This is a genomic window from Vibrio sp. RE88, from assembly GCF_013113835.1.
In the GTDB taxonomy this organism is placed as follows: domain Bacteria; phylum Pseudomonadota; class Gammaproteobacteria; order Enterobacterales; family Vibrionaceae; genus Vibrio.
On sequence record NZ_VTYQ01000003.1, the window covers coordinates 573,655 to 590,351 of the forward strand.

The window sequence follows — 16,697 nt, forward strand, 5'->3', positions numbered from 1 at the left end:
TGGGGTCTGCAAATAAAAATGCCGACTGGTATTAGTCGGCATTTTAACATTAAACACTTGGTTCTGCTTATTTTTAACTTTAACTAGCCTTTGCTAGATTTGCATCGTTCTCTTCACGCAAAACACGGCGCAATATCTTGCCGACATTGGTTTTCGGTAATTCATCTTTGAACTCAACCAGCTTGGGCACTTTATAGCCCGTCAGGTGCTGGCGACAGTGGGCAATGAGCTCATCTTTCGTCAAGCTCGGGTCACGTTTAACCACATAGATTTTCACGAGTTCACCTGAGACTTCATGCGGCTGACCGATCGCGGCGACTTCCAGTACTTTACCGTGCAATGCCACCACATCTTCGATCTCATTTGGATACACATTAAAGCCGGACACCAGAATCATGTCTTTCTTGCGATCCACAATGTGAATCAACCCATCATCATCAAACTTAACAATATCGCCCGTCGACAGCCATCCTTCACCATTGATGACTTCTTTACTGGCTTCTGGTCGTTGCCAGTAACCTTGCATCACTTGAGGGCCACGAACCTGCAGTTCTCCAACTTCAGTATTCGGTACTGGATTCCCTTCATCATCAACAATACGAACTTCAGTGGAAGGGACAGGCAAACCAATCGCGCCTGTGTATTCGGTGAGGTCGTATGGGTTAACCGTTACCAAAGGAGAACACTCGGTTAGACCGTAACCTTCTAATAGGTGTACGCCTGTTGTCTTCTTCCATTGTTCAGCGACTGCACGTTGAACGGCCATACCGCCGCCTACCGCTAACTTCAGATTGCTGAAATCCAGCTCGTGGAAATCTTCATTATTGACCAAAGCATTGAACAGTGTGTTTACACCAGTAATTGCAGTGAACGGGCACTTTTGTAGCTCTTTGACAAAACCTGGAATATCTCGGGGGTTAGTGATCAACAGGTTACGTCCGCCCAGTTCAAGGAACAATAAGCAGTTCACCGTCAGGGCAAACACATGATAAAGAGGCAGCGCGGTCACAACCACTTCTCGGCCTTCTTTTAGTACCGGTCCATACATCCCTTTAGCCTGCAAAATGTTTGCAATCATATTGCTATGAGTCAGGATGGCCCCTTTCGCTACCCCTGTCGTACCGCCGGTGTACTGAAGGAAGGCAATATCGTCGCCAGACATGAAAGGTTTAACGTACTGCAAGCGTCGACCTTTATGCAGGGCCTTACGCATTGAAATCGCCCCTGGTAGGTCATACTTAGGCACCATGCCTTTAACGTACTTAACCACAAAGTCGACCAATGTGCCTTTTGCGCGTGGAAGCATCTGACCTAAGCTGGTCAGTACAACATGCTTAACAGGAGTATTGTCTACGATTTGCTCTAATGTGTTAGCAAAGTTAGATACGATCACAATCGCTTTCGCACCAGAGTCATTTAGCTGGTGTTCAAGTTCACGTGGCGTGTATAGAGGGTTCACATTAACAGCGATCAGACCTGCACGCAGGACGCCAAACAATGCCACTGGGTATTGCAGAAGGTTTGGCATCATCAAAGCAACGCGGTCGCCTTTTTCCAGCTTAAGTTCGTTTTGCAGGTAAGCAGCGAAAGCGCGGCTGCGCTCTTCAAGCTTACGAAATGTCATCACCGAGCCCATGTTCATAAAGGCAGGCTGGTCAGCATATTTCTGTACTGACTGCTCAAACATTTCCACCAATGACGGATACTGATCTGGGTTGATATGCTCAGGCACATCACTTGGATAACGTGATAACCAAGGTTTATCCACGGTAATACTCCTCGAATTAAGCTGACTGTTGTCGACGAAACGCCGTGTTTTTATTGACGACTATTACAACACAGGCAAAGAGCTTGAGCACGAAAGACTCAAACACTTGTTTAAATTTTGTTAACTAAGCCAAAAATTAGGTTAGATACTCTAGAAGGGACTTGTAGATGGCAGTGATGTCCACCCTCAACCGTAAAAATTTCGGCCGGATTAGGAGTGTCATCCTGTGTTTTCTGCAAGTGGGGGAAACCTTGTTCGCCTAGCACAACAATCTGCGGACTGGTGATCTCTCGGCTGATTGATTGTGCATGCTCAAATGACATGCGATACAAAGACTGACTTTGTAATTTCTCATCGTGGCGCCATATCCAACCATCATTGGTCTTTACCAATCCTCGCTGGACGATGGGTCTGATAAGGTCAGAAGCAATTTGATTAACCTTAGCCCTGACTTCAATAGCAGTGGCATCAGACTCAAATGCTCTGGTTGGTTTGCTACGAATTCTCTGACGACTCAAAACGCCTTCTCTCAAACGAGAAACCGTTTCGCTCTCTTGTTCCGCCAAAGGCCCGTGCCCTTCTATCTGAACCAATCCACTGATCTGTTCAGGAAAGGCGGCACTATAGCAACTTGCAATCAAAGCACCAAGAGAATGACCAACCAACACCAGTCTGTTTGGCGATAAGTTAGCCAAAAACTGATAAACATCGTCAATATAGTCATGAAATGGGTAGAAGTTACTGCCTGGCTTATGACTGGAATGACCATGGCCGGGCAGGTCAATCGCGCACAAGTGCAGTGAAGGGGCGGATTGATGCAGCTCTTGCATCAAGGATTCAAAGCTGGCGGCATTATCCAACCAGCCATGAAGGAAAACGATAGAGCAATCTGCTGTCTGACTATAACCGTATTCGATAGCAGCTAGATGACCATCAGCTAAGGGGTAACGCGTATCTCTTCGGGTCATTTGACTTCTTGGATCACCTTGCCCTGTCTGGTACCTCGGGTGAGGTCACGGCAATACAAACTGCGGCAAGGGTACATTGAGGGTCCAAAATCATCGTGTACAATCACGCGCTCTTCAATTCGCCACAGATGATAACTTTTGATCTTCATGACTGGAAAATCATAGCTATACTCACCCACTTTGGCAGCTTCAGTACCACTGCTATCACCGAGCAAGGTAATCAATCGCCCTTCAGACAGCGTTACTGGGTCGGCGAAACCGTCGATGTAGCCTACGAATCGGCCTTGAGGTTCTTGGTCAATATCAGGCTTACCATTGGAACTGATGGGTAAATTAACAACTTCCACTCGCGTCTTGTCTTTCAGGTTAGTCACACTGGCAATCACACCGCCCAAGCGTAACTCCTGCTTTTGTGATGCAGAAGCTTGCCAGCCGGAGTAATCCGTTTGTAGATCTGGGTTATCTGACGCGAGATTTTCTGGAAGCGTACTGCACGCGGTGAGTGCAACAAGCACACTAGCCATAGAAACAAGTTTAAAAACACGTGGCATCATAAGGACTTACCAAAAAGGGTTATATATAAATATCGACACCTAACAGCTGCGATAGTTCATCACGCTTAGACTGGTTCATGATATTCATATACTCTTCCATCGCTTTGCGGCCCTGCCCTTCAGGCAAGTCGTATTGCACTTGAGCTTTATGAATGTCTGACTCGTTGACGTGACGGATAGAATGCGCCACCGCGTTGGCGACTTTGGATGGCTGGCCAACGGATGACTTCTCCTGAGATTTTTTTACCTCATTCTTTTTTCCGGTTTTATTGGCCTTATTCGGTCCCGGAACCGAAGGAGGCAATCCATTAATCGAAACCATACTATCCGTCTAATTACACCTTATTCTCTGCCTGGCAATTTCTTCCATGCTACGGTATCACGCAGATACACAGGGCTGGCATCTTCTACCATCACGGTGTTGCCCTGTTCCAATTCGAATTTCGCCAGTGCGACGATATCTTCCGCATCAGGGAAAAGAACCTCTCCCGCCGCGACTTCAAATTTCAGCTCAGCTAGCGCTTCCTGATACGCTTCCCAACCCGTTCCTGCAGTCAACCAGCGTTGTTCGTCACTTTGGCTATTTTCAGCCAAAACCGCAGGTGGAATAACGCATTCGGCATCAGTAGCCATCCAAGTGCCATCTTCTTGACGCGAAAAACGACCCCAATAGACTTCGCTCATTCGCGCGTCAATCGCACACGCCACGTGGCTTACACCATGTTTACGGTAACTACCCTGAGCCATTGCTTGCAATGTTGAAACACCAATCATAGGCAGGTCAGCACCAAACGCTAAACCCTGTGCAATACCAATGCCAATGCGGACACCTGTAAAGCTACCCGGTCCACGACCATACGCGAGCGCGTCGAGTTCAGCCAGAGTGCTCCCCGCTTCTTTCAGTACTTCATCTACCATAGGGAGAATTTTTTTGGTGTGGTCTCGCGGTGCTACTTCACTGCGAACATAGATCTGGTCATTAACTAGCAATGCAACAGAGCAGTTCTCTGTTGCCGTGTCTAAGGCAAGAATTTTTGCGCTCATTGAATTCTCTGATTATTCGGTTGTTTCTGAAATTTGTTTAAGGAAATCCTGCACTAACTCTAAATTCCGTGTTCGGGGAATTGGAGGTAAGCTGGCAAGGAATACGCCGCCATATTCGCGCGTCACCAATCGATTATCACAAATGATCAGCGCACCTTTGTCTTTCTTATCTCGGATTAAGCGACCAACCCCCTGCTTGAGGGTAATCACAGCATCCGGTATCTGAACCTGAGAAAATGGATCCCCGCCTTTAAGCTGGCAATCTTCTATCCGCGCCTTAAGCAACGGGTCATCAGGTGCAGTGAAAGGTAATTTGTCGATAATAACACAGCTCAGTGTATCACCTCTAACATCAATCCCTTCCCAAAATGCTCCGGTCGCCACCAGCAAAGCATTACCCAGCTCCATAAACTCTGCCAGTGTTTTTTGTTTACTGGTTTCCCCTTGCAGCAGCACCGGAATGCTCAAGCATTCACGGAACCTTTCACCAAGCTCTCGCATCATGCTATGAGAGGTACAAAGGAAAAAGCAGCGACCCTGGTTCTGTTCAATCAAAGGGCTGAGCATGCGAACAAGCTTATCCGCCATACCCGGGCTATTCGGCTCAGGAAGGTAACGCGGAACACATAGCCTTGCCTGACTTTGATAATCAAATGGACTTGGCAAAGACATTTCCGTCTGAGGTTTTAGACCCAGCCGAGAAGTAAAGTGGCCGAAATCCCCTTTAACCCCCAGAGTTGCAGAAGTAAATATCCACGCCCCTTGCTTTAGCTCGATCTGTTCTTGAAACTTATCTGATACCGAAAGCGGGGTGATATGAAGACTAAAATGACGCGGGGTCGTATCGTACCAATAGGAGTATCCCGTGATGGAAACTTCGCAAATCCGTTCAAGCCTTGCTTGAATCGTGCTGGCACGCTCATACGCCGTATCCAACAGTTGGCTACGGCCCAATGCTAACTTGAGTACCTCGAGACAAAAATCCAGCGACTCACGTAATCTTTCTAATTCTCTGGCAATTGAGGGAGACTGAATCGCTTCACGCCAGTTACCGCGAAAACCTGGTTCACCGAGGGCTATTCTTAAGTCCATCGCACTTTGCAGCAATTTCTCACTGATCTTCTGCAATTGGCGCATGTCTTTCGCTTCGGTGCGATAGCCGATTTCAATATCCTTGGATAGCTCCTGAATCTGACGACTGGACAGAGACTGGCCAAAGTACTGACTGGCAATATCAGGTAGCTGATGAGCTTCGTCGAAGATAAACACTTCCGCTTCTGGAATCAGCTCTCCAAACCCCGTTTCTTTGATCGCTAAATCGGCTAAAAACAGGTGATGGTTGACGACCACAACGTCCGCATCCATGGCTTTTTTACGAGCCTTGAGAACAAAGCAATCTTGATAACTTGGACACTCTTTACCTAAGCAATTATCGTTAGTTGAGGTGATCGTTGGGATAACTGGGCTATCTTCAGCGATTTCGTCACAGTCGCCTAAATCCCCACTTTTGGTCTCGCTCGCCCATGAGCGCACTTTAACCAGCTGGCTAAGCAGTGTTGGATCCGCATGATGCCCATGGCTCTCTATCATTTGACGGCTAAGGCGATCAAGACACAAATAGTTTGCTCTACCTTTAAGTAACGCCACTTGCCCGTAAAAGCCCAAGGCATCGGTCATTAAAGGTAAATCACGATGGAACAACTGTTCTTGCAGGTTTTTCGAACCCGTACTGATGATGGTTTTTTTGCCACTCAGCAAGGCTGGAACCAGATAAGCGAAGGTTTTCCCTGTTCCGGTTCCTGCTTCAATAACGACTTGCTGGTCGCTTTTAATCGCTTTAACCACAGATTCAGCCATATCTAACTGAGCCTGTCGGGGTTGGAACCCAGGAATCGCTTTACCTAGTGCACCATCTGCTGAGAACGTTTTCGAGATCATCAAGGGCTATAATTTGAGTTGAACAAGGTTATGAACGAGGGATTATGGCAGGTTTGAAGACTGGGCGCGAATGCAAATCTGATCCGCGCCGATAGGTCACTTTATTGATGAGTAAATTGTGTTAACGGCGGTTGAGATAACGTGATAACCAAGCAGGACCATCAAACTCATTCTGACCATCCATCATGGCTCGAGCCGCTTCACTGGGCGACGCTTTGTTTTCCCACATTTCATTTAGAAGCTCTTCATTGATTTCGTGGTCACCTAGTAGCGCACTGACTCTTTCGGAATACAACTTACGTGCTAGTAGATCTTTATCCATACGTACCACCTGTCGGGCTAAAATCTGACAATTTTTAAACAAATTCGCCGAGCTAATCGGTTAACTCGGATTAATTGTTGAAACCATCTTGATATTAGTTTAATTGTAGCTTCCATATTGTGGGGCGCTTCACCGTTCAACGCCCGGCAAAAATTTCAGAATACGAAAAAAATAATTCACGGAAGTTTTAACCCAATGGAAAAGAAAACACTGCTCACTCATTGTACAGATGCACCTGGCTTGATTTCTAAGATCACCAATATCTGTTACAAGCACCAACTCAACATCATCCACAATAATGAATTTGTCGATAATACCAGCGGCCATTTCTTCATGCGTACTGAGCTGGAAGGTTACTTCAATGATCAAACCTTCCTTGCCGATCTCGATCAAGCTCTGCCTCAAGGCGCTAAACGAAAGTTGATTGGCCCAAACCGTAAACGCATTGTCATTCTCGTCACCAAAGAAGCGCACTGTATTGGTGATATTCTAATGAAAAACTACGACGGTAGTCTGGATGTCGATATTGCAGCAGTGGTAGGTAACTACGATACGCTACAAAGCCTGACCGAAAAGTTTGATATTCCATATCATCATGTGTCTCACGAAGGTTTGAACCGTGAAGAGCATGAACAGAAGATGCTGGAAGTGATCGATCAGTATAATGCAGACTATCTGGTTCTGGCTAAATACATGCGCGTACTGACGCCATCATTCGTCGAAAAGTACCACCATAAGATCATTAATATCCACCATAGTTTCCTACCCGCTTTCATTGGCGCGAAGCCTTATCAGCAAGCTTATGAGCGCGGCGTTAAAATCATTGGTGCAACAGCGCACTTCGTTACGAATGACCTAGACGAAGGGCCAATCATCAAGCAAGACGTGATTCCGGTCGATCATAACTTCAGCGCAAAAGACATGGCGCAAGCAGGACGAGATGTTGAGAAGAATGTACTCAGCAAAGCACTCAATAAGGTGATAAACGACCACGTCTTTGTCTACGGCAACAAAACTGTGATTCTTTAATCTTGTATCCAAATGCAAAAAGACCTCCCATTGGAGGTCTTTTTAATCTCAGCATTTTGTTAGGACTTACTTAAAGCTTCGCAGCCAATTCAACACCTTGCCTGATAGCACGTACAGCATCCAACTCACCGGCATGATCGGCGCCACCGATGATATGAAGCTTGTCACCAAACTGCTGCCACTGGTCCTCAAAAGGTCTCACCGACTCCTGACCCGCACAGATGATTACTTTATCCACTTCAAGTAACTCAGATTTGCCATCATGGCTGATGTGCAGACCAGTATCATCAATCTTGTCATAGCTGACACCACCCACCAGATTCACACCACGCTTCTCAAGCGTACGTTTATGAATCCAGCCTGTAGTTTTACCCGGTCCTTTACCCACTTTGCCCTTGCGACGCTGCAGAACCCAAACGTCTTTTTCGCTTAGGGATTCCGGATAAGGGTACAAACCGCCCGGGTGTGCGATCTCTTTATCAATCCCCCACTCGTGCAGCCAGTCGTCTAAGTTGTGGCCAGCGGGCTCTGTCAGCATGGTTGCAACATCCACACCGATACCACCCGCACCGACAATCGCGACTTTTTCACCAACGTAAGTTTTCTCTTTGATCAACGTCTGGTAATCGATCACTTTTTCTGGGTTGTCGATCCCGTCAATCTTGACTTTACGCGGCTCCACGCCCGATGCCATGACCACTTCATCATACTCGGCCAGTAGGTCAAAATTGGCATCCGTTTCAAGGTGCAGCTTCACACCAGTTTCATCAATTTGATTGGCAAAATAACGAATGGTTTCGCGGAATTCCTCTTTACCGGGAATCTGCATCGCTAAACGGAATTGCCCACCGATCCGATCATTGCGCTCAAACAGATCAACATGGTGGCCTCGTTTCGCCAGAGTCGTCGCACATGAAAGGCCAGCAGGACCAGCGCCAACTACAGCGATATTCTTCGGCTTATCGGTAGGTGTGATTGTCAGTTCATCTTCACGGCAGGCAAGCGGGTTGACCAGACAGCTCGCCCGTTTACCTTTGAAGACATTATCCAGACACGCTTGGTTACAACCGATACAAGTATTAATCAAATGCGACTGTTTATTTTCAGCCTTAATGACAAAATGCGGATCGGCAAGGAAAGGTCTCGCCATAGACACCATATCAGCGTGACCACCAGAGAGAATACGCTCCGCTTCTTCCGGCGTATTGATCCGGTTACAGGTAACAATCGGCACATTGACATGTGGACGCACTTTTTCCGTCACCCAAGTAAAGGCTCCTCGCGGCACTTGAGTTGCAATGGTCGGAACCCTTGCTTCATGCCAGCCGATGCCCGTATTGATAATAGTGACCCCTGCTTTTTCGAGCTCTTTTGCCAGAGTAATCACTTCGTCAAACGTGCTCCCTTCCTCAACCAAGTCCAGCATAGAAAGGCGGAAGATGATGATAAACTCTTCACCCACTTCCTTACGAATCGCACGCACAACCTCTAATGGCATACGCATGCGATTTTCGTAGCAACCGCCCCACTCGTCATAACGCATGTTGGTACGTTTACAGATGAACTGGTTGATCAGATAACCTTCTGAACCCATCACTTCGACACCATCGTAACCCGCAGATTGTGCCAGCTTGGCGCTGTTAGCAAATGCATCAATGGTCTTGTGTATCTGACGAGTACTCATCTCACTTGGAGAAAAGCGAGCAATTGGCGCCTTTATGGCAGAAGAGCTTTGTGAAAACGGGTGCATGGCGTAACGCCCTGCATGAAGAAGCTGTAAAGCGATTTTCCCGCCATGTTCGTGAACGGCTTCCGTCACGACTTTGTGCGCTTTGGCATGCTTAGGTTTACTGAATTCCGCACTAAATGGGTGTAAACGACCACGTAGGTTAGGGGAGAAGCCACCGGTCACAATCAGACCAACACCACCTTTCGCACGTTCAGCGTAAAAAGCAGCCAGTTTTCCGAGACCTTCTTTGTGTTCCTCCAGACCAGTGTGCATTGAGCCCATTAAGACTCGGTTTCTAATCTGAGTAAATCCTAGATCCAACGGCTCTAACAAGTTTGGGTACATGGCAGACATCACTTTGTTATTTTGTTCTGGTCTGACCAGAATACGGCGAGTTGTAATAAAAATCAAACAAGCGTTTACAATTTTGTAACACCGATCAATCTTGCAGTTGTTTGGGTATACTAGTTTAAGTAGGATATAAGTTATCTGTATTTATAAGGTCTTAGACTATCAAGGCCTATACCTGCGCTAAGCGCAGCGGAGCCCTAATGAAAAAATTATTTAAGTTTATCGGTATGATCTTTAAAGGCATATGGAAACTGATTACCTTTATTCGTCTTGCCCTAGTTAATCTTATCTTTCTTGTCACTATCGGTATTATCTACTTCATCTACACCAGCGCAGAATCTCCGGTCCCGTCCGTGCCTCAAGAATCCGCTTTAGTGCTGAATATTTCAGGCCCCATTGTTGAGCAATCAAGATACGTTAATCCAATGGACTCTTTCACTGGCTCGCTATTTGGTCAGGATATGCCAAGAGAAAACGTCTTGTTTGATATTGTTGAGTCAATACGCCATGCCAAAGACGACCCTAAGATCACTGGTATTGTGCTGGCTCTGCGTGACATGCCAGAAACCAACCTGACTAAACTGCGCTACATTGCGAAGGCTCTGAATGAGTTTAAAGCTTCAGGCAAGCCTATTTACGCCGCGGGTGAGTTTTACAACCAAAGTCAGTATTACCTAGCCAGTTATGCCGACAAGATTTACCTAGCTCCAGATGGCGCTGTGTTGATTAAGGGCTACAGCGCTTACTCGATGTACTACAAGACGCTGTTAGAAAAGCTGGATGTAAATACTCACGTTTTCCGCGTCGGCACCTACAAATCAGCCATCGAACCTTTTGTACGTGACGATATGTCAGACGCGGCGAAAGAGTCCGCTTCACGCTGGTTAGGTCAGCTATGGGGAGCCTATGTGGATGACGTTGCCACTAATCGTCAGGTTTCCGCCAAAACGCTCAATCCAACCATGGAAGAGTTTTTAGGTTTATTAAAAGAACAAGACGGTGACTTGGCTGCTTTGTCTTTGGAGCTAGGCTTGGTAGACGAGCTGGCGACCCGACAACAAGTACGTGCCGACTTGACCGAAGTATTTGGCAGTAATGGTGAAGACAGCTACAACTACGTCGATTACTACGAATATCAAACCACAATGAAGCCGAAATTCGATTTGTCGCAAGATGACATTGCGATTGTCGTTGCTAGCGGTGCCATTATGGACGGTTCCCAACCAAGAGGCGCAACCGGTGGTGATACCGTCGCGGCACTTCTGCGTCAAGCGCGCAATGACGACAAAATCAAAGCTGTTGTTTTACGTGTAGACAGCCCAGGTGGTAGTGCGTTCGCATCCGAAGTGATTCGTAATGAAATCGAAGCGCTGAAAGAAGCTGGCAAACCTGTGGTTGCGTCTATGTCGAGCTTAGCGGCATCCGGCGGTTACTGGATTTCAATGGGCGCAGATCGAATTGTTGCTCAGCCAACGACGTTAACCGGTTCAATCGGTATCTTCAGTGTGATCACTACGTTTGAAAAAGGCCTAAATAAACTCGGCGTATACACTGATGGTGTCGGGACTTCCCCGTTCTCAGGCGTGGGCATTACCACTGGCTTGTCAGATGGTGCTGCAGATGCCTTCCAAATGGGCATTGAGCACGGCTATCATCGCTTTATCGGCCTAGTCAGTGAAAGCCGTGAAATTCCATTGAAAGACATGGACAGTATTGCTCAAGGTCGTGTATGGACAGGCCAAGATGCAGCGAAGTTGGGTCTGGTTGATAAGATGGGTGACTTTGATGACGCCGTGAAGCTGGCTGCCGAGCTGGCAAAAGTCGAAGATTACAACCTGTACTGGGTAGAAGAGCCACTATCGCCTGCTGAGCAGTTCATCCAAGACTTCATGAATCAGGTCAAAGTCAATCTTGGTGTCGATGCCAGCGCATTGCTCCCTGCCGCCCTGCAGCCTGTAGCTGCACAAGTTGTTCAGGATGCCAGCCTGCTGGACAGTTTCAATGATCCAAAAGGCCAATATGCGTTCTGTTTAAACTGTCAGGTTCAGTAACGATTGAACGACTGATTCACAAATTGGATTGAGTCTATCTGGGGTATTCCTGTGCGGGATGCCCCTTTTTATTGCTACTGATTGATATATAATCCCACGCTCTGTTCCCCCTACAATTAACTGGTTTCTAAGCAATGGCAAGAAAACACATTTATATCGCTTACACTGGCGGAACCATCGGCATGAAAAAGTCAGATGACCACGGTTACGTTCCAGTGGCTGGATTCATGGAAAAACAACTGGCTAGCATGCCAGAGTTCCAGCGCCCAGAAATGCCAGAATTCACTATTCACGAGTACGACCCTCTGATCGATTCATCCGACATGACGCCAAAGGACTGGCAGCAAATCGCAGATGATATTCGCGAGAACTACGACAAATACGATGGTTTCGTTATTCTGCATGGCACAGACACGATGGCGTATACTGCCTCGGCACTGTCTTTCATGCTGGAAAACCTCGGTAAGCCTGTGATTGTGACGGGCTCACAAATCCCACTTGCGGAGCTACGTTCGGATGGCCAGGCCAACCTGCTTAACGCTCTACACATTGCGGCCAATTACCCTATCAATGAAGTTACCCTGTTCTTCAATAATAAATTGATGCGTGGTAACCGCAGTACTAAGTCACACGCAGACGGTTTCAACGCCTTTACTTCTCCGAACTTACCACCATTGCTAGAAGCGGGTATCAATATCCAGATCAGCAACGATATTGTGGTGGGTGAAAAGCCAGAAGGCGAATTTAAGGTTCATGACATTACACCCCAGCCAATTGGCGTAATCACCATGTACCCGGGCATCTCGCACGAAGTGATCCGCAACACGCTGCTTCAGCCAGTCAACGCGATGATCCTACTCACCTTTGGTGTGGGTAATGCACCGCAAAACCCAGAGCTACTCGCGCACCTTAAGGATGCCTCAGAGCGTGGTGTTATTGTGGTCAACCTGACTCAATGTTTAGCGGGTAAAGTAAACATGGGCGGTTATGCGACTGGCTGTGCACTGGCTGAAGCTGGTGTAATTAGTGGTTACGACATGACCCCAGAAGCGGCACTTGCCAAACTGCATTACCTCTTGAGTCAAAACCTGACTTACGAACAGGTCAAAGTCCAAATGCAGCAAGTACTACGCGGTGAAATGTCGATATAACAATATATCTTCAAGAAATTTTACTGATAAAAAAGTCGACAACATGTCGACTTTTTCTTTTTAATTCAGTGCTCTGATGAGATTCGGCGAGCTTGTTCTGACTGAGGATTCAGTTCATCATACGCTTTTCAATCGCAATCCATTTCACCTTATGTACATTGATCATTCTATATGGGTTTGGCTACTATTCAGCGCTTCCATTCTTGCCGCGTTTCTTAAAGCGCCGAAAGCCTCATTGAGTTTGCTTGCCGCAACTCTTCTCGGTGGCTTGATAGCCGGTGTATTATCACCTCTGGGCTTGATTGTCGTTGTTACCTTTCTAGCAATTACTTACTACCTCAAAAACAAATCCTCGCTACCACCAGTCATACTCTCAACAGTAGTTATCATTGGGAGCCTCGCACTCTTTCTACATTTGGTGCCCGGTTTTAACAATCCACAAGTACTTCAAAATGTGCAAGCTGGTCCTCTGAGTGCCGATTTCAGCATATATTTGAACCTAGACAAACCACTGGCCTTCTTCGCCCTTCTTTTGGCTTTCCCTGCGTTGTTAGGAGAAAACCGCAAGATCAATTATCGAACCATACTGTTGATATCAATCCCACTGTTCGCTTTACTGCCTATTGCGTCACTGCTTGGAGCAATCAAACCCGAGTTCTCTATCCCCAATTGGTGGTGGTTGTTCGCCTTTAACAATCTATTATTCACCTGTGTCGCTGAAGAAGCCCTGTTCCGTGGTTTTATCCAACAAAAGTTAACGAATAAGTATGGTGCCTATATCGGCGTTGTAGTCGCGAGCCTGTTATTTGGATTGGCACACTTCGCAGGTGGCCCACTATTAATTGTTTTCGCTTCGCTAGCCGGGCTTGGCTACGGCTTGATCTTCCATACAACAGGAAGATTATGGGCTGCAGTTTTGGTTCATTTTCTATTTAACTTCAGTCATTTGCTCTTCTATACCTACCCAATTCTTCGTGGATAATAAGCAGATACAAAAAAGCCAGCTCACTTGAGCTGGCTTTGTGACGTTTATTTCAGGTTAACCGATGTGCGTTGCGCCGCCCATGTACTTTTGCAGTACAGCAGGGATTGCAATACGACCATCTGCTTCTTGGTTGTTTTCAAGAATCGCAACCATAGTACGGCCAACGGCTAGACCTGAACCGTTTAGTGTGTGCACTAGCTCTGGTTTCTTCTCGCCCTTACGACGGAAACGAGCTTGCATACGACGAGCTTGGAAGTCCCACATGTTTGAACAAGATGAGATCTCACGGTACGTCTCTTGAGCTGGAACCCAAACTTCCAAATCGTAAGTCTTACGCGCGCCGAAGCCCATATCACCTGTACATAGAATCACTTTGCGGTATGGAAGTTCTAGAAGTTGTAGCACCTTCTCAGCATGACCTGTTAGCTCTTCAAGTGCTGCCATTGAATCTTCTGGCTTAGTGATTTGTACTAGCTCAACTTTGTCGAACTGGTGCATACGAATCAGACCACGAGTATCGCGGCCGTAAGAGCCTGCTTCAGAACGGAAACACGGTGTGTGCGCCGTCATCTTCAATGGCAAATCAGCTTCATCAGAAATAGTGTCGCGAACCATGTTGGTTACCGGTACTTCTGCTGTTGGGATAAGAGACAGTTTACGTGGCTCTTCATCGTTGACTTTCTCTTCCAGTGGCTCAGTGTGGAACAGATCTTTCCCAAACTTAGGTAGCTGACCCGTACCGAATAGGCTGTCAGAGTTCACTAGGTAAGGCATGTACATTTCTGTATAGCCATGCTCATCTGTATGTAGATCAAGCATAAACTGAGCGATTGCACGATGTAGACGCGCAAACTGACCTTTCATCACGATAAAGCGAGCGCCCGTGATTTTGGTTGCACTAGCGAAATCGAGGCCATCGCCCAATTCACCAAGGTCAACGTGGTCTTTCAGTTCAAAGTCGTAAGCTTTTGGCTCACCCCAACGAGAGATTTCAACGTTCTCGTCTTCATCTTTGCCATCTGGCACTTCATCGTCTGGCAGGTTTGGCACAGACAAGGTGATGTCTTCCAGTTTGTTCTGGATTTCCACCAGCTCGGCTTTTTTTGCTTCCAGATCGCTACCTAAGGTACCAATCTGCTTTTTAATCTCTTCAGCACCTTCTTTGTCTCCAGCCGCCATTTTCTGACCAATTTGCTTGGAGATGGAGTTACGCGTGGATTGTAAATTTTCAACTTCTACTTGAATGGACTTACGTTGTTCTTCAAGTGTACGGATTGTCTCTACGTCTAGCTTAAAGCCACGACGCGCCAGTTTAGCAGCTGTTTCATCCAGCTCTGTACGAAGTAATTTAGAATCCAGCATTGTTAATCCTATGCTTTTTTGGTTGTGAAAGTGCGTCCAAACTTCATGCTCAAACGCTTTTATAATTAACCGAACAAATGTATCCAAAAAAGACGCTTATTCATAGCGCTTTTGTGGGCTTTTTGCATCTAAACTAGCCAAGTAATCTAACTTTTCGCCAATTTTCGCCTCTAAGCCTCGGTTTGTAGGAGAATAGTAACGAGTCTCCCCCATTTCTGGTGGCAGATATTTCTCTCCAGCCGCATAAGCACCGGGCTCGTCATGAGCGTAACGATACTCCGCTCCATAGCCGAGATCTTTCATTAAACTTGTCGGTGCATTGCGAAGGTGAGGTGGTACCTCATACTCAGGTTGATTGTGGGCATCGCGCAGGGCTTGCTTCCAAGCGGTATAAACAGCATTACTTTTAGGTGCGCAAGCAAGATATACAATCGCTTGGGCAATGGCTCTTTCACCCTCTGCTGGCCCCACTCTGGTAAAGCAGTCCCACGCTGACAACGCGACCTGCATTGCGCGCGGGTCAGCATTACCGATGTCCTCAGATGCAATTGCCAGTAATCGGCGAGCGATATACAAAGGGTCACAACCTGCGGCAATCATACGTGCTGACCAGTAAAGTGCCGCATCTGGATTCGAACCACGAATCGATTTATGCACTGCTGAAATCAAGTCGTACCAAATGTCTCCTTTGTTATCAAAGCGCGACACTTTTTCGCCAGCCACTTCAGCAAGGAGCTCTAACGTGATTTGCTTAACGCCCTTATCATCCTCTTGCGCCATGTCATACAGCAGCTCAAGATAGTTAAGTGACATACGAGCATCGCCATTCACTAACTCAGATAAGCGATCCAATACGTTATCGACGAAATGGGCTTCAAACTGACCTAAACCACGCTCGGCATCATTAATGGCTTGTTCTAGTGCCAGACGGATATCTTGCTGAGCCAAAGAGGTAAGCTTGTAGACCCGAGCACGAGACAGCAAAGCGTTGTTAAGCTCAAAGGAGGGGTTCTCCGTCGTCGCGCCAATAAAAGTCACGGTACCATCTTCAATATGAGGGAGAAACGCATCTTGTTGGGATTTGTTAAAGCGATGAACCTCATCAACAAACAAAATCGTTCTTCGACCCGTCAATTTGTTTTCACGAGCTTTATCAATCGCAGCACGAATGTCTTTGACGCCAGAGGTCACCGCAGAAACTCGCTCGACTTCCGCATTGGCATAATTTGCCGCAACTTCAGCCAGAGTTGTTTTTCCGGTTCCGGGCGGGCCCCAAAGGATCATCGAATGAATATGTCCTGCCTCCAGCGCACGGCGCAGGGGTTTACCTAGCCCAAGAATATGCTGCTGACCAATGTATTGGTCCAGCGTTTCTGGGCGCATTCTTGCAGCAAGGGGACGAAAATCTTCGTCCCCTGAAAAGTCCAATGAATAGTTACTCACTA

The 16,697-nt window shown here is 47.0% G+C and carries 14 protein-coding genes; 4 read left to right on the forward strand and 10 right to left on the reverse strand.

What is annotated here, in order from left to right; genetic code table 11:
- Positions 1–79: 79 nt before the first annotated feature.
- The 7 genes from fadD to F0265_RS08645 all read right to left on the reverse strand — a co-directional run bounded on the left by fadD (position 80) and on the right by F0265_RS08645 (position 6,594).
- Positions 80–1,768, reverse strand: a complete 1,689-nt coding sequence (gene fadD / locus F0265_RS08615) for a long-chain-fatty-acid--CoA ligase FadD (RefSeq protein ID WP_038512798.1) — start codon at positions 1,766–1,768, stop codon at positions 80–82.
- Positions 1,769–1,878: 110 nt separating this feature from the next.
- Positions 1,879–2,736 (reverse strand): alpha/beta hydrolase, encoded by an 858-nt coding sequence (locus tag F0265_RS08620; protein WP_171748563.1) that lies wholly within the window; start codon positions 2,734–2,736, stop codon positions 1,879–1,881.
- A complete protein-coding gene (locus tag F0265_RS08625; protein ID WP_171748564.1) occupies positions 2,733–3,290 on the reverse strand; it encodes a Slp family lipoprotein in 558 nt (185 codons plus the stop codon). Before F0265_RS08625 ends, F0265_RS08620 begins: the two co-directional genes overlap by 4 nt.
- A 19-nt stretch (positions 3,291–3,309) precedes the next feature.
- Positions 3,310–3,612, reverse strand: coding sequence for a chromosome partitioning protein ParA (locus F0265_RS08630; protein WP_171748565.1), 303 nt, complete (start codon positions 3,610–3,612; stop codon positions 3,310–3,312).
- Between the two features lie 20 nt (positions 3,613–3,632).
- Positions 3,633–4,334 (reverse strand): tRNA (adenosine(37)-N6)-threonylcarbamoyltransferase complex dimerization subunit type 1 TsaB, encoded by a 702-nt coding sequence (tsaB, locus tag F0265_RS08635; RefSeq protein WP_171748566.1) that lies wholly within the window; start codon positions 4,332–4,334, stop codon positions 3,633–3,635.
- 12 nt (positions 4,335–4,346) lie between these two features.
- The gene (locus F0265_RS08640; protein ID WP_171748567.1) at positions 4,347–6,272 is read right to left on the reverse strand and encodes an ATP-dependent DNA helicase; all 1,926 of its coding nucleotides are present in this window, start codon (positions 6,270–6,272) and stop codon (positions 4,347–4,349) included.
- Positions 6,273–6,393: 121 nt separating this feature from the next.
- Complete coding sequence (locus tag F0265_RS08645) at positions 6,394–6,594, reverse strand: hypothetical protein (protein WP_171748568.1); 201 nt, start codon at positions 6,592–6,594, stop codon at positions 6,394–6,396.
- A 195-nt stretch (positions 6,595–6,789) separates the two neighbouring features.
- On the opposite strand from F0265_RS08645, the gene purU reads away from it, so the two are divergent.
- Positions 6,790–7,623 (forward strand): formyltetrahydrofolate deformylase, encoded by an 834-nt coding sequence (gene purU, locus F0265_RS08650; protein WP_006959303.1) that lies wholly within the window; start codon positions 6,790–6,792, stop codon positions 7,621–7,623.
- Positions 7,624–7,693: 70 nt separating this feature from the next.
- Here the strand turns inward: purU and F0265_RS08655 are convergent, their stop codons facing one another.
- Positions 7,694–9,706, reverse strand: a complete 2,013-nt coding sequence (locus F0265_RS08655; RefSeq protein ID WP_171748771.1) for an NADPH-dependent 2,4-dienoyl-CoA reductase — start codon at positions 9,704–9,706, stop codon at positions 7,694–7,696.
- 197 nt (positions 9,707–9,903) lie between these two features.
- Here F0265_RS08655 and sppA point away from each other — a divergent pair, with 197 nt between their 5' ends.
- From sppA to F0265_RS08670, 3 genes are all read left to right on the forward strand, one after another.
- Positions 9,904–11,754: a signal peptide peptidase SppA gene (gene sppA / locus F0265_RS08660; protein ID WP_171748569.1), complete on the forward strand. Its 1,851-nt coding sequence runs from the start codon at positions 9,904–9,906 to the stop codon at positions 11,752–11,754.
- Between the two features lie 134 nt (positions 11,755–11,888).
- A complete protein-coding gene (gene ansA, locus F0265_RS08665; protein WP_006959306.1) occupies positions 11,889–12,905 on the forward strand; it encodes an asparaginase in 1,017 nt (338 codons plus the stop codon).
- 151 nt (positions 12,906–13,056) lie between these two features.
- Positions 13,057–13,887, forward strand: coding sequence for a CPBP family intramembrane glutamic endopeptidase (locus F0265_RS08670; RefSeq protein WP_171748772.1), 831 nt, complete (start codon positions 13,057–13,059; stop codon positions 13,885–13,887).
- Positions 13,888–13,944: 57 nt separating this feature from the next.
- Here F0265_RS08670 and serS read toward each other — a convergent pair whose 3' ends face one another.
- Both serS and F0265_RS08680 read right to left on the reverse strand, forming a co-directional pair.
- Entirely contained in the window at positions 13,945–15,252 is a 1,308-nt protein-coding gene (gene serS, locus F0265_RS08675; protein WP_171748570.1) for a serine--tRNA ligase, read from the reverse strand.
- Between the two features lie 96 nt (positions 15,253–15,348).
- Entirely contained in the window at positions 15,349–16,695 is a 1,347-nt protein-coding gene (locus F0265_RS08680; RefSeq protein WP_171748571.1) for an AAA family ATPase, read from the reverse strand.
- Between the last annotated feature and the right edge of the window lie 2 nt (positions 16,696–16,697).

What these genes read in the sequence shown, in the direction of transcription:
- F0265_RS08620 (WP_171748563.1), bottom strand. Translation starts at nt 2,736, where the DNA reads ATGACCCGAAGAGATACGCGTTACCCCTTAGCTGATGGTCATCTAGCT.
- F0265_RS08625 (WP_171748564.1), bottom strand. Translation starts at nt 3,290, where the DNA reads ATGATGCCACGTGTTTTTAAACTTGTTTCTATGGCTAGTGTGCTTGTT.
- F0265_RS08630 (WP_171748565.1), bottom strand. Translation starts at nt 3,612, where the DNA reads ATGGTTTCGATTAATGGATTGCCTCCTTCGGTTCCGGGACCGAATAAG.
- tsaB (WP_171748566.1), bottom strand. Translation starts at nt 4,334, where the DNA reads ATGAGCGCAAAAATTCTTGCCTTAGACACGGCAACAGAGAACTGCTCT.
- F0265_RS08640 (WP_171748567.1), bottom strand. Translation starts at nt 6,272, where the DNA reads ATGATCTCGAAAACGTTCTCAGCAGATGGTGCACTAGGTAAAGCGATT.
- F0265_RS08645 (WP_171748568.1), bottom strand. Translation starts at nt 6,594, where the DNA reads ATGGATAAAGATCTACTAGCACGTAAGTTGTATTCCGAAAGAGTCAGT.
- purU (WP_006959303.1), top strand. Translation starts at nt 6,790, where the DNA reads ATGGAAAAGAAAACACTGCTCACTCATTGTACAGATGCACCTGGCTTG.
- F0265_RS08655 (WP_171748771.1), bottom strand. Translation starts at nt 9,706, where the DNA reads ATGTCTGCCATGTACCCAAACTTGTTAGAGCCGTTGGATCTAGGATTT.
- sppA (WP_171748569.1), top strand. Translation starts at nt 9,904, where the DNA reads ATGAAAAAATTATTTAAGTTTATCGGTATGATCTTTAAAGGCATATGG.
- ansA (WP_006959306.1), top strand. Translation starts at nt 11,889, where the DNA reads ATGGCAAGAAAACACATTTATATCGCTTACACTGGCGGAACCATCGGC.
- F0265_RS08670 (WP_171748772.1), top strand. Translation starts at nt 13,057, where the DNA reads ATGTACATTGATCATTCTATATGGGTTTGGCTACTATTCAGCGCTTCC.
- serS (WP_171748570.1), bottom strand. Translation starts at nt 15,252, where the DNA reads ATGCTGGATTCTAAATTACTTCGTACAGAGCTGGATGAAACAGCTGCT.